This window comes from Lacticaseibacillus sp. 866-1 (assembly GCF_016861825.1).
In the GTDB taxonomy this organism is placed as follows: Bacteria; Bacillota; Bacilli; order Lactobacillales; family Lactobacillaceae; genus Lacticaseibacillus.
Window position 1 is genome coordinate 1 of sequence record NZ_BOLU01000002.1, and the last position, 12,958, is coordinate 12,958.

Here is a 12,958-nt window from a genome sequence, read left to right on the forward strand (position 1 = left end):
GTGCTTGTGAGTGTTAATCTGAGAGTGGGTCATGAAGATTCCTGCTTTCTTGTCTGGTTGCACTAACAAGAATAGGTCTTCATGGCCTTTTTGGTCTAGTCGCTAAGGTGTTGCACTTGAATTGTAAACTGGGGCGAATGCAAAATTGTTTTTCATTCGAACAAGCCAAGTTATAAGGTTAAGAAGATTCGTTTTAAATCACGTTCTGATCACAGCGTTATCAACTACAATAGCGATATCACCATCGAAAATATACCCATACATGCATACGACTACGTAGTTAATGGACGCTCAGCTATCGGTTGGATTCTGGATCAATATCAGGTTAAAACTGATAAATCATCACAGATTACTGACGATCCAAACGAATACAGTGATGATCCGAAGTATATTTTCAAGCTGTTACTAAAGGTCATCAGAGTATCGCTGAGCACATTAGATCTTATTGCTCAGTTGCCCACGTTTGAAGTTGCAGACTAAGTTCCCATATTGTGATAATGTGCATTATTAAAGAAGTAATAGCACCACTAATGGGTAAAATACGAGTGACATCATTGGCAATGTGCATCGGACGAGTGGTCTGAGATTAATGGATACGTGTTTACGGACGTCTCAGGAAGTTGCTCTTACCCAGCAAACTATAATAGAGAGCCTATATTAATGTTTGTAAATATCTAGAGCAACAAATGAGTGGACCAGAATACTCTAGCATGCCTGGTTTGGTGTATCTTCAAGTAAGCCTACTTAAGCAGGGGGGAAGAATGAAAGAAATATTTCAAAATATATACTCAGCTTTGGAACAGCTCCAAAAATTGTCAGATCGCCTTTGGGAGAGCCAGCTGAGGAATCACGAGTTAGATAATCTATCAATTTCGAAAAATGAAGTCAATGATAAGATAAAATCTATTGGCACTAATATTGACGTCCTTTCAGATGCACTAGACGGTCATAAAGTTACCAACAACTTTCTAGACTTATTAAAAAATTATCTAGATAATTTGAATAAAGATTTGCAGATCTCTGACTTTGTCCAGCTTGAACGTCAAACTGAGACTTTAAGGAATGACGCGGAAAAATTAAACTTTTTTACGAAAATTGCCGTTCAAAAAAACACTGCAGTTATCGTTGGAGCAAATGGCAGCGGAAAATCTACTTTTGTGAATGATCTTGGAGAGCTTTCATTACCTAATCTCACAGTCATACCTGCTCAAAAAAATTTATACTTCTCCGAGCAAATATACAAGAGAGACCATACAGATGAAGATAGTTATCGGAAGGCGAATCTGAGGCCATCTAATAATGCATACAAGATTGACAATTCGTCGGAAAGCGAAGCAGTTACCCGGCTCTTTGAACCTTTTACATTAATGATTACCGCGTTAGTTAATGAAGTAGTCCAGCTTTCAACTGATGAACGGAATTTTGAGCTATCTAAGCGATCCGTACCAAAATGGGACAATTTAACCAAGATTTGGAATAAGGTGATTCCCGACGTGACCTTTTGTGTAGACGGAGTGCATCGACAAGTCTATCCAATTCGGAATAACCAACAGTATTCGTTTAATAAACTTAGTGATGGCGAAAAATGCATCCTCTTTTACATTGGAAACGTCTTATTGGCGAAGGATAATGCTTATGTTGTTGTTGACGAGCCTGAAACGTTTCTGAATGCTGCAATCTACAATAAGCTCTGGGATATTTTGATTTCTGTACGGAAAGACTGTCAATTTATCTTCACCTCCCATAATCCTGAATTCATTATGGCCAGACGAGGTGCTTCAATATTTTGGTGCAAACAATTTTCACCACCAGATAAGGTTGAGCTACGTCTACTGGATTTTAAGAATAATCTGCCAATGGATTTATTGACTGAACTAGTTGGGAGCAGGAAGAAGATTCTTTTCTGTGAAGGAACTGAGAACAGCTACGACTATCAAATTTTTTCTGCTATATTTCTCGATGAGTACACCGTAAAGCCTGTAGGCGGCCATGAGAAGGTCATTCAGTATACAAAAACCTTTAATGCTTTGCCGAACTGGGTAGATAATTCCGCTGTGGGAATTGTTGATAGGGATGGCATGAATATAGATCAAATTAATTCATTGTCATCTAACGAAGTTTCTGTCTTACCTTATAACGAAATTGAAATGTTATTGGTTGATGAGAAAGTGATGCGCTCAGTTCTTCAACTGAATCACAATGACCGAGATATTCCTTCAATTGTTAGCAATTTTAAGTCCGAGTTCCGCCAATTGTTAATCAAGGAAAAAGAAAGGGTTATCTATACATTGGCGAAGAGCCGGGTTGACTCAGAACTGAGTAGCCAATTCATAGACTCTAAGCTCTATAAGACGACCGATTCGTTAATTCATATGGTTGATGAATTGCCAAAAAAAATTCAGGCTAAGACTATTGTTGAAGGTTGCATAAAAGAAGTTGAAACCGCCCTACAAAGTCCAAATTACGACTTGTTGTTGAAGATGTGCAGTTTGAAAGGGGAAATTGTTGGCGGACTTTCGAATCGCTATTTGCAACCAGACTATGCGAGTCTGGCCATTGGAAGAATTCAAAGAACGAGCGAATTAAAAGGGTATTTGAGAAATTTGGTCAGTCTATGATTAGTCGATGTGATATGTCATTTATTCTTACAAATATTTTAGAGCTAACATCGTCTTTACTACCCACATGTTAGTAAGGATAAGTAATATGTAAACTACGTATTGAAGTAGAAGGAGTTATTTATTAATGCCACCAATCCAATGGTTCCCCGGCCACATGGCCAAGGCCCGCAATCAGGTCCAAGAAAAATTAAAACTGGTCGATCTCGTGCTTGAGGTCGTTGATGCACGTGTCCCGGAGGCCAGCCGGAATCCGATGATGAATCAAAGCGTCGGGCAAAAGCCGCGCATTATGGTCCTGAACAAGAAGGACCTGGCGGATTCACAGAAGACGGCCGAGTGGCTCGCCTACTATCGGAAGCAAGGCTATGAGGCCATTGCCATCGATGCCCAGCACGCCAGGCGGCTGAACCAAATTCCTCAGCTGGCGCGGCAGATGATGAAGGCCAAGCTGGAGAAGCAGAAGTCACGGGGCATCCGCAATCCGGGGCTGCGCGCGATGTGCATCGGCATCCCCAATGTCGGCAAGTCAACGGTGCTGAACCGGCTGGTCAAAAAGAACATCGCCGTCACCGGCAATCGGCCTGGTGTGACCAAGAACCAACAGTGGCTTACCGCTGATGACACATTCCAGGTCCTCGACACGCCGGGGATTCTCTGGCCGAAGTTTGAAGACGAGTCCGTGGGCAACAAGCTCGCGCTGACCGGCGCAATTGCCGACACGGTTTATCAAGCTGACACGGTTGGCCTGTACGGGCTGACCTTTTTCCAGCAGGCGTACCCACAGGCGCTGCGCAAGTCGTACGAGCTGAATGACGCTGATATGGCGCAAAAGCCTGCCGATCTGATGGTGGCGCTGAGTCAGAAGTGGGGCTACGGTGAGGAGTACAACCGGGCCGCCGAGCGCGTGATTTTCGACGCGCGGCAAGGCAAGTTCGGGCCGTTCACACTGGAAGTGCCAGGTGATCTCGATGGCCACGCTGAGTGAGTTGAAAAAGCAGCTGATTGCGCATCCAACCAACGAGCTGCTGGAGACGCTGGCGGCCGACCCCCGCCTCGGGGCCCAGAACCTGCTGGACTGGTACCAGCGCCGTCAATCTGAGGCCGAGGCTGAGGCGCTGGACCTGCAATACCGCTCACGCTACGAGCATGAGCTGTGGCCGAAATTTCCGCACATTGCGGGGATCGACGAGGTCGGGCGTGGTCCGCTGGCTGGGCCGGTGGTCACCTGTGCCGTCATCTTGCGTCACGACTGTCAGTTGCCAGTGAACGATTCCAAGCAGCTGACCCGTCACGAGCGCGAGCACCTGTACCCGCTGATTGTCAGCCAGGCGCTGGCCGTCAGCATTGGCGTCGCCGACAACCACATGATCGACCGCGAGAACATTTACCATGCCACGGAGCTGGCGATGGGCGACGCGGTAGCACATCTGCGCGTGGCGCCGGACTTTCTGTTGGTCGACGCGATGCATGTCCCCAGCGCTGTGCCCCAGCGCAAGCTGATCCACGGGGATGCCAATAGCATTTCCATTGGCGCGGCCAGCATTGTTGCCAAGGTGGTGCGGGACCGCCTGATGGTGATGTACGACGGCATCTACCCAGGCTACGATTTTAAGGACAACATGGGCTACGGCACCAAAAAGCACCTGGAAGGGCTGAACCGCTACGGCGTGACGGAAATTCACCGCATGAGCTTCAGTCCGGTGCGCGAAGCTGCTTCTCGCTAGTCTGCGGATTCCGCAGGCTTTTTTCGTAATCTACTCCTGAAAGGCGGGAGTGCGAATGAAGCTGCGAGAATTGATGCTGGTGTGGCACTGGGCCATGTACACGAAAAGCTGGCCAACCGAACAACGTCTTTGGGAGGAGATCACGCGCCGCGGGCTGACGGCCGAAGCGCCAGTGTCTGCGCTGCGCGACTCGGCCCCATTAAAAGCGCTGCGGCCGTTCGCCCAAGATGCGGCCTGGCTGACCACGGTGCGGCAGTACTACCGCACCGGCCTGTTTGTCACGCGCTTTGACCCGACTTACCCGGAGCGCTTAGCGGAAAGCAACCAGCCGCCGCTGGTGCTGTTTTACCGCGGTCGGATCGACCTGATCGACAACATGACGCTGGCGGTGGTCGGGGCGCGTCGGGCGACCAGCTACACCGAAACGGCACTGCGCCGGTTGGGCGAGACGCTGCCGCCGCTGGTAATTCTCAGTGGGCTGGCCGCCGGCGCCGATGGCATGGCGCACCGTTTTGCGCTTAGCAAGGGTTGGCCCACGGTGGCCGTGATTGCGACAGGTTTGGATGTCGCGTACCCGCCGGCGCACCGCCCGCTGCAGCAGGTCATCGCCGAGAACGGCCTGGTGCTTAGCGAGTATCCGCCAGGCACCCGGCCGCAAAAGTTCCATTTCGTCGCCCGTAACCGCATCATCGCCGGGCTGGCGCATGGCGTGCTGGTGACCGAGGCCGCGGCACACAGTGGCAGCCTGATCACGGCGAACTATGCCCTGCAGAACAATCGTGAAGTGTTTGCGCTGCCGAACCGCATCGACGCGCCAATCGGAGAAGGGTCCAACATGCTGATCCAGGCCGGCGCCAAATTGGTCACGACCGGCCGGGATATTGCGGATGAGTTGCACTTTTTTCCGTGAACGAGCAATATATATAGAAGAAACTCGCAGTGGGCTAGTGGGCGACCAGTAGCCCTTTTGCGTAGTTGCAGCGGCCCGGGCTCTGCCAGTTCCATTTGACAAAGCCGCTCCGGCTCGAATATGATAGCCAAGGATTTTGGGCAACTGCTCAACGAAAGGGGGGCGCACATGACCGCCAAGAATTTGGTCATTGTGGAATCGCCAGCGAAAGCAAAAACCATCGAGAAGTACCTAGGCCGCAATTACAAGGTCGTGGCCAGTCTGGGTCACATTCGCGACCTGCCGAAAAGCCAGATGGGGATCGATTTTGACAATAATTATGCACCCAAGTACATTTCTATCCGCGGTAAAGGCGACGTCATCAAGGACCTGAAGAAGGCCGCAAGCAAGGCGGAGCACATCTACCTCGCAGCCGATCCGGACCGTGAAGGGGAAGCCATTGCGTGGCACGTCAGCCACATCTTGAACCTCGACCCGAAGGACAAAAACCGGGTCGTCTTCAACGAAATCACCAAGGATACCGTTAAAAACGCGTTCAAGAGCCCGCGGTCGATCGACATGAACCTCGTCGACGCCCAGCAGGCCCGCCGTATTCTCGACCGCATCGTGGGCTATTCCATCAGCCCGTTGCTGTGGTCGAAGGTCAAAAAAGGCCTGAGTGCCGGCCGTGTGCAGTCCGTTGCCTTGAAGCTGATCATCGATCGCGAAAACGAGATCCGCAACTTCAAGCCGGAAGAGTACTGGAGCCTGGACGCCGAGTTCAAGAAGGGCAAAAGCGCCAAGTTTGCCGCCAGCTTTTACGGGCTGAACGGAAAGAAGACACCGCTGCCGAACAACGACAAGGTGCAGGACGTCCTGCGCGGCATCGACAAAAAGAAGCCGTTTGCCATCACCAATGTGGTGAAGAAAGAGCGCAAGCGGTTCCCGGCGCCGCCATTCACCACCAGTTCCATGCAGCAGGAAGCCAACCGGAAGCTCGGCTTCCCGACCCGCAAAACGATGATGCTGGCCCAGCAGCTGTACGAAGGCATCAACCTCGGCGGCAAGCAGGGCACAGTCGGCCTGATCACGTACATGCGTACCGATTCGACCCGGGTCTCCAGCGTCGCCAAGACGGAAACGTCCAAGTTCATCCATGAAAAATATGGGGAACCGTACGCCGCCGTCAAGATTCGCCAGGGCAAGATGCAGGAAGGCGCCCAGGACGCCCATGAAGCCATTCGCCCGTCGTCCACTTACCGTACGCCGGAAAGCCTCGCCAAGGTTCTAGACAAGGACCAGATGAAGCTGTACCGGCTGATTTGGAGCCGGTTTGTCGCCAGCGAAATGACGCCGTCCGTGGTGGATACGGTGCAGGTCACCCTGCAGCAAAACGAGGCCACCTTCCGCGCCAACGGGAGCCAAACCAAGTTTGCCGGGTTCACGAAGCTGTATGTCTCCAGCCGCGACGAGGCCGCCAAGGACAACATTTTGCCGGACCTCAAGGTGGGCGACGATGCCATGCTGGTCAAAACCGACCCGGCACAGCACTTCACCCAGCCGCCGGCCCGTTATTCCGAAGCCAACCTGGTCAAGGCGCTGGAAGAAAACGGCGTTGGCCGGCCGTCGACGTACGCGCCGACCATCGCGACGATCGAGAAGCGCTACTACGTCAAAATGACAGCGAAGCGGTTTGAACCCACCGAGCTGGGCGAGATCGTCAACAATCTGATCGTCGAATTTTTCCCGGACATTGTGGACATCAAGTTCACGGCGACCGTCGAAGCCGAGCTCGACTCGATCGAAACCGGCAAGACGCACTGGGTCAAGGTCATCGACGACTTCTACCAGCCGTTCAAACAGGAAGTCGCGACCGCCGAAAAAGGCATTGAGAAGATTCAGATCAAAGATGAACCAGCCGGCTTTAACTGCGATGTCTGCGGCGCGCCAATGGTTATCAAGCTCGGCCGCTATGGCAAGTTCTACGCCTGCTCGCGCTTCCCGAACTGCCGCAACACCAAGGCCATCACTAAGGAAATCGGCGTGATTTGCCCGAAGTGCGGCAAGGGTCAGGTCGTCGAGCGCAAGTCCAAGCGCAACCGGACGTTCTACGGCTGCTCGCGCTACCCGGACTGCGACTTCGTGTCCTGGGATAAGCCAGTCGGCCGCAACTGCCCGAAGTGTGGTCACTTCCTGGTTGAAAAGCGCAGCCGGGGCAAGGTCCAAGTGGTTTGCCCGAACAATGATTACAAAGAAGAAACTGTGAAGGCCTAAGCGCGCGGCGCTAGGCTTTGGCACATTAACGCCGCGGGGGCTGCCCTGCGGCGTTTTTTAGAAAAAGAAAAGAGGATGCTTATGCCCACTGTGAATGTGATCGGCGCCGGCCTGGCCGGCAGTGAAGCCGCGTGGCAGATCGCCCAACGTGGCGTCGACGTGAACTTGTACGAAATGCGTCCGGTCGAAATGACCCCGGCGCACCATACTAGCGCGTTTGCCGAGCTGGTCTGCACCAACTCGCTGCGTGCCAACGCGATCACCAACGCGGTGGGCCTGCTCAAAGAGGAAATGCGGCGCCTGAACTCGGTGATCATGCAAAACGCTGATGCGAACGCGGTCCCGGCCGGCGGCGCCTTGGCCGTGGACCGCGAACCGTTTTCCGCCGGCGTGACCGCCGCCCTGAAAGCCAACCCGCACATCCACGTGGTCAACGAGGTGGTCGATGATTTTCCCGAGGGTATCACGGTCGTCGCGACCGGTCCGCTGACCGCCGAGGGGCTGGCCAAGCAGATCGTCGCGCTGAACGGTGAGGACGGGTTGCACTTTTTCGATGCCGCCGCGCCAATCGTCGACGCCAGCTCCATCGACACGGACATCGCCTTCAAGCAGTCCCGCTACGACACCGGCGAAGCCGCCTACTACAACTGCCCGATGAACCGCGACGAGTACTACGCCTTCCAAGACGCCTTGCTGCATGCGCAGGTCGCAGAAGGCCACGAGTTCGAGAATCTCACCGTCTTTGAGGGCTGCATGCCGGTCGAAGTGATGGCTGAGCGCGGCCGCCGGACCTTGCTGTTCGGCCCGCTCAAGCCGGTTGGCCTGCTGGATCCGCGCACGGGCAAAGCGCCGTATGCCGTGGTGCAGCTGCGCCAGGACAACGCGGCCGCCAGCCTCTACAACATGGTCGGCTTCCAGACGCACCTGAAGTGGGGCGAGCAAAAGCGCGTCTTCCGCATGATTCCAGGGCTGGAGCACGCCGAGTTCGTTCGCTACGGCGTCATGCACCGCAACACCTACATGAACTCGCCGGTCGTGCTCAAGGATACCTACGAAAGCACCAAGCGGCCCGGCCTGTTTTTTGCCGGCCAGATGACCGGGGTGGAAGGCTACGTGGAGTCGGCGGCCAGCGGCCTGATTGCCGGCATTAACGCCGCGCACCTCGCGTTGGGCGAAGCCACCGAGACCTTTTCCACGGATACGGAAATGGGCGCAATGGCGCATTACATCACGCACACCAGCCCACGCCACTTCCAGCCGATGAACGCGAACTTCGGGATCATGGAAAGTCTCGACCAGCCGATTAAGAACAAACTCGAACGCAATCAGGCTTACGCGGACCGGGCGCTGGCAGCGCTTGAGCAGCGTCAGCTTCAGCAAGCCTAACCGTTTACAGGATCGCCGGTAGCGGCGGTCCTGTTTGCGTTAAACTAGAAGACAGGAGGTGAGCGCATGGACGAAGTCGAGGAGTTTATGGAATATCTCAAAGTGGAGCGCCATTACACCGAGGACACGCAGCGCGCCTACCGCGAGGACCTGGATGACTTCACCCAGTGCCTGAAGGCCAGCGGGCATTTTTCGACGTTTGAAAAAGTCGACCGGCTGGACGTCGAGACCTATCTCTCCGACCTGGCCGACCGCAAGCTCGCCCGCAGTTCAGTGGCGCGGAAAATGAGCAGCATGCGCAGCTTCTACCGCTACCTGATCCGCGTCGGCAAGGCCACGGTCAACCCGTTTGAGCTGGTCGAAACCAAGAAGTCGCACAACCACCTGCCGAGTTTTTTCTACGAGCAGGAGATTCAAGAACTCTTCACCACGACCGCTGGCGACAAGCCGCTGGACCAGCGCAACGACGCGCTGCTGGAGGTACTGTATGGCACCGGCATTCGAGTGTCCGAGTGCGCGAACCTGACGCTGCCGCAAATCGATTTTGACCTGGAAGTCATGCTGATCCATGGCAAGGGCAACAAGGACCGCTACGTGCCGTTTGGCAATTACGCCAAGCGGGCGCTGCAGCGCTACCTCAAGAACGGCCGCGTTCAGCTGATGAAAAAAGCTGACCCCTCCAATGTGGTGTTCGTCAACCAGCGCGGCAAGCCCATCACCTCGCGGGGCATCGAGTACATCCTCGACCAGCTGATCAAGCAGACCAGCCTGACCGCCGACATTCATCCCCACATGCTGCGGCATAGTTTTGCCACCCACATGCTGAACCACGGCGCGGACCTGCGCACAGTGCAGGAGCTGCTGGGCCACGCGAGCCTGTCGACGACGCAGATCTACACCCACATGACCACTGACCACCTGAAGCAGGATTACATGAAGTTTTACCCGCGGCACAATTAAGCACTCTCACCTAGACAGTGCTAAAATCGGTCGAAGGGCTGATGTTTCGCGGTAGGCAGACCGGTAAACTAAGTACCATTATGACAGAACGTCATTTGACTGAGATAGGAGACTAAACAATGACAACAATTGCAGCCGTTAGAAAAAATGGGCACACCGCGATCGCCGGGGATGGCCAAGTCACCCTGGGCGAGAAAGTGATCATGAAGGGCAACGCCCAGAAGATCCGCCGCATCTACAATGACCAGGTCGTCATCGGTTTTGCCGGCGGCGTGGCCGACGCCATCACGCTGGAAGACTGGCTGGAAAAGAAGCTGGAAAGCCACGCCGGCAACCTGCGGCGCTCCGCCGTGGCGCTGGCGCAGGACTGGCGTAAGGACCCGACGCTGCAAAAGCTGCAGGCCGAGCTGATCGCGCTGGACAAGGACGACCTGCTGCTGATTTCCGGTCAGGGCGAGGTTATCGAACCAGACGCGGATGTGATCGCCATCGGTTCGGGCGGCAATTACGCCCAGGCAGCGGCGATGGCGATGATCCGGCACACCGACATGAGTGCCGAGGACATCGCCAAGGAGGCCATTGAGATTGCTTCGAACATCGACATTTTCACCAACCAGAACATTAAGGTCGAAAGCTTTTAAGGAGGCCGCTTATGTCAGTTAAAACACCAAAAGAGATTGTCGCGGCGCTGGACAAGTACGTCATCGGCCAGGACGAGGCCAAGCGCGCCGTCGCCGTTGCGCTGTACAACCGCTACCGGCGCATGCAGCTGCCGGAGAAAATGCAGCAGGACATCACCCCGAAGAACCTGCTGATGATCGGGCCCACCGGGGTCGGCAAAACTGAAATTGCCCGCCGGCTGGCCAAGGTCGTCAACGCCCCGTTCGTGAAGGTCGAAGCGACCAAGTTCACCGAGGTCGGCTATGTCGGCCGCGACGTGGAGTCCATGGTCCGCGACCTGGCGGACACCGCCGTCAAGATGGAAGAGGATAAGGCCTACGGGGATGTCCGCGGCCGTGCGACCCGCGAGGCCAACAAGCGCCTGGTGCGCCTGCTGGTGCCGGCTATCAAGAAGGAAAAGAAGAACCAAAACCCGATGGCCGAGCTGATGACCATGATGCAAAGCATGCAAAACGGCGAAGGCATGCCGCAGCAGCCCAAGGAAGAAGACGGCGAGCTCAACGACGAGATCCGTAATCAGCGCTTGAGTGTTGCCGACCAGCTGGAAAAAGGCCTGCTTGAGGACAAGGAGCTCACGGTTTCGGTCGAGGACGAGAAAAAGCCGGCAGGCGGCAATGACGCCATGGGCGCGATGGGCATCGACCTGTCCGACATGATGGGCCAGATGATGCCCAAGCGCAAAGTCCAGCGCACCATGACTGTGCGCGAGGCGCGCGAGGTCTTCATCCGCGAGGAATCGGCCAAGCTGGTCAACCATGCCGACATTTACCACAACGCGATCAAGTCGGCCCAGGACAACGGAATCATTTTCATTGACGAAATCGACAAAATCGCCGCGGGCAACAAGAACACCTCCGGGGAAGTTTCCCGCGAAGGCGTGCAGCGCGACATTTTGCCGATTGTTGAAGGCTCCGTGGTCAACACCAAGTACGGCCCGCTGAACACCGAGCACGTGCTGTTCATTGGCTCCGGCGCGTTCGCCACCGCCAAGCCGTCCGACTTGATTGCCGAGCTGCAAGGCCGCTTCCCGATTCGCGTCGAGCTCAAGGACCTGACGAAGGAAGACTTTGTCCGCATCCTGACCGAGCCGGACAACGCGCTGGTCAAGCAGTACATGGCGCTGATCAAAACCGACGGCGTCAAGGTCACCTTCACCAAGGAGGCCATCGAGCGCATCGCGGAGATTGCCATTGACGTTAACCGCGACACCGACAACATCGGCGCGCGGCGCCTGGCGACGATCCTCGAAAAGCTGCTCGAGGACATCCTGTACGAAGGGCCGGACATGCAAATGGGCGACATCACGATTACCGAAAAGTACGTCAACGATAAGGTCGGCGACATTGCGGCCGATAAGAACATGACGCGGTACATTCTGTAACCGGCGACCAAAAAATGACGGGCCAGGCGGCGCGTCATTTTTTTACGCGGCACTTCCAGCTTGAAAGTGAAGCGTTCTCATGGTTAAATAAGACACGTTGACTTTTATGGCTGATAAATATTTATCAAAGGACTGAGTTAAATGGTAACGCTGACCAATGATTTTCTAACCGTCACGATCGACCCGCACGGCGCCGAAGTGACCAGCATCATCAACAACCACACCGACCGGGAATACATCTGGCAGGCCGACCCCAGCATCTGGAAGCGGCACGCCCCGGTGCTGTTTCCCATTGTCGGCGCGCTGAAGAACGATGAGTACCAATACAACGGTCAGACGTACCACATGACCCAGCACGGCTTTGCCCGCGACCGTGACTTCTCAGTCGAGCAGCAGTCCAAGACCGCGGCGGTCTTCACGCTGACCGACGACGCGGAAACGCACAAAATGTACCCGTTCAAGTTTGTCCTCAAGCTGACTTTTCTGCTGGAAAATAACGGCCTGACCGTGACGTACCACGTGGAAAACCCGGACGAGACCGCGCCGCTGTACTTCAGCATTGGCGGGCACCCTGGCTTCCAGATCCCGCTGACCGACGACACCAAGTTCGAGGACTACTACCTGGGCTTTCAGCCGCTGAAGTCGCGCGTGCGAATCCCGCTGGTGGCCGGCGAGGGCATCGATTATGCCCACCGCACACTGGCCTCGACCGACGCGAACCTGCAGTTGAGCCACGACTTCTTCAAAAATGATGCGGTGATCTACGAACTGAACGGCCGCTCGGCATTTTCGCTGCGGTCGGATAAGACGCGCCATGGCGTGATCCTGACGGTCGCCGACGCGCCGTACCTGGGCGTCTGGAGCCCGTACCCGAAGACTGGCAACTTTGTCTGCCTGGAGCCATGGTGGGGGATTGCCGACACGATTGACGCAACTGGCGACTTCACCAAGAAGCTCGGCATCAACAAGCTGGATCCAATCACGACCTTTGATCACAGCTACCTGATCGAGATTTTCTAAAAACTGTGGTCTCGACGCATGA

Annotated in this window: 11 protein-coding genes; all 11 read left to right on the forward strand. The window is 54.8% G+C overall.

The features are described from left to right. The first annotated feature begins 144 nt into the window (after nt 1-144). The 11 genes from JUE30_RS01250 to JUE30_RS01300 all read left to right on the forward strand — a co-directional run bounded on the left by JUE30_RS01250 (nt 145) and on the right by JUE30_RS01300 (nt 12,936). The gene (locus JUE30_RS01250; RefSeq protein WP_308439832.1) at nt 145-480 is read left to right on the forward strand and encodes a type ISP restriction/modification enzyme; all 336 of its coding nucleotides are present in this window, start codon (nt 145-147) and stop codon (nt 478-480) included. Nucleotides 481-761: 281 nt separating this feature from the next. Then, nucleotides 762-2,618, forward strand: a complete 1,857-nt coding sequence (locus JUE30_RS01255) for an AAA family ATPase (protein WP_203623272.1) — start codon at nt 762-764, stop codon at nt 2,616-2,618. 127 nt (nt 2,619-2,745) lie between these two features. Then, nucleotides 2,746-3,606, forward strand: a complete 861-nt coding sequence (gene ylqF, locus JUE30_RS01260; protein ID WP_203623273.1) for a ribosome biogenesis GTPase YlqF — start codon at nt 2,746-2,748, stop codon at nt 3,604-3,606. Continuing rightward, nucleotides 3,590-4,345 carry a ribonuclease HII gene (locus JUE30_RS01265; RefSeq protein WP_203623274.1) on the forward strand — a complete coding sequence of 252 codons (756 nt, stop codon included), beginning with the start codon at nt 3,590-3,592 and terminating at the stop codon, nt 4,343-4,345. The genes ylqF and JUE30_RS01265 overlap by 17 nt, the downstream gene beginning before the upstream one ends. A gap of 55 nt (nt 4,346-4,400) precedes the next feature. Next, nucleotides 4,401-5,255, forward strand: a complete 855-nt coding sequence (gene dprA, locus JUE30_RS01270) for a DNA-processing protein DprA (protein WP_203623275.1) — start codon at nt 4,401-4,403, stop codon at nt 5,253-5,255. Nucleotides 5,256-5,423: 168 nt separating this feature from the next. After that, nucleotides 5,424-7,508: a type I DNA topoisomerase gene (topA, locus tag JUE30_RS01275; protein WP_203623276.1), complete on the forward strand. Its 2,085-nt coding sequence runs from the start codon at nt 5,424-5,426 to the stop codon at nt 7,506-7,508. An 81-nt stretch (nt 7,509-7,589) separates the two neighbouring features. Next, complete coding sequence (trmFO, locus tag JUE30_RS01280; RefSeq protein ID WP_203623277.1) at nt 7,590-8,894, forward strand: methylenetetrahydrofolate--tRNA-(uracil(54)-C(5))-methyltransferase (FADH(2)-oxidizing) TrmFO; 1,305 nt, start codon at nt 7,590-7,592, stop codon at nt 8,892-8,894. Nucleotides 8,895-8,960: 66 nt separating this feature from the next. Further along, nucleotides 8,961-9,854 carry a tyrosine recombinase XerC gene (xerC, locus tag JUE30_RS01285; RefSeq protein WP_203623278.1) on the forward strand — a complete coding sequence of 298 codons (894 nt, stop codon included), beginning with the start codon at nt 8,961-8,963 and terminating at the stop codon, nt 9,852-9,854. Between the two features lie 119 nt (nt 9,855-9,973). Then, entirely contained in the window at nt 9,974-10,495 is a 522-nt protein-coding gene (gene hslV, locus JUE30_RS01290) for an ATP-dependent protease subunit HslV (protein ID WP_125754462.1), read from the forward strand. An 11-nt stretch (nt 10,496-10,506) separates the two neighbouring features. After that, nucleotides 10,507-11,916, forward strand: coding sequence for an ATP-dependent protease ATPase subunit HslU (gene hslU / locus JUE30_RS01295; RefSeq protein WP_203623279.1), 1,410 nt, complete (start codon nt 10,507-10,509; stop codon nt 11,914-11,916). A gap of 141 nt (nt 11,917-12,057) precedes the next feature. Beyond that, entirely contained in the window at nt 12,058-12,936 is an 879-nt protein-coding gene (locus JUE30_RS01300; protein ID WP_203623280.1) for an aldose 1-epimerase family protein, read from the forward strand. Nucleotides 12,937-12,958 lie beyond the last annotated feature (22 nt).

Bases quoted from the DNA above. Each gene is read 5' to 3' on its own strand.
- hslU (WP_203623279.1), top strand. From the start codon at position 10,507: ATGTCAGTTAAAACACCAAAAGAGATTGTCGCGGCGCTGGACAAGTAC.
- hslV (WP_125754462.1), top strand. From the start codon at position 9,974: ATGACAACAATTGCAGCCGTTAGAAAAAATGGGCACACCGCGATCGCC.
- JUE30_RS01265 (WP_203623274.1), top strand. From the start codon at position 3,590: ATGGCCACGCTGAGTGAGTTGAAAAAGCAGCTGATTGCGCATCCAACC.
- dprA (WP_203623275.1), top strand. From the start codon at position 4,401: ATGAAGCTGCGAGAATTGATGCTGGTGTGGCACTGGGCCATGTACACG.
- xerC (WP_203623278.1), top strand. From the start codon at position 8,961: ATGGACGAAGTCGAGGAGTTTATGGAATATCTCAAAGTGGAGCGCCAT.
- ylqF (WP_203623273.1), top strand. From the start codon at position 2,746: ATGCCACCAATCCAATGGTTCCCCGGCCACATGGCCAAGGCCCGCAAT.
- JUE30_RS01300 (WP_203623280.1), top strand. From the start codon at position 12,058: ATGGTAACGCTGACCAATGATTTTCTAACCGTCACGATCGACCCGCAC.
- trmFO (WP_203623277.1), top strand. From the start codon at position 7,590: ATGCCCACTGTGAATGTGATCGGCGCCGGCCTGGCCGGCAGTGAAGCC.
- JUE30_RS01255 (WP_203623272.1), top strand. From the start codon at position 762: ATGAAAGAAATATTTCAAAATATATACTCAGCTTTGGAACAGCTCCAA.
- topA (WP_203623276.1), top strand. From the start codon at position 5,424: ATGACCGCCAAGAATTTGGTCATTGTGGAATCGCCAGCGAAAGCAAAA.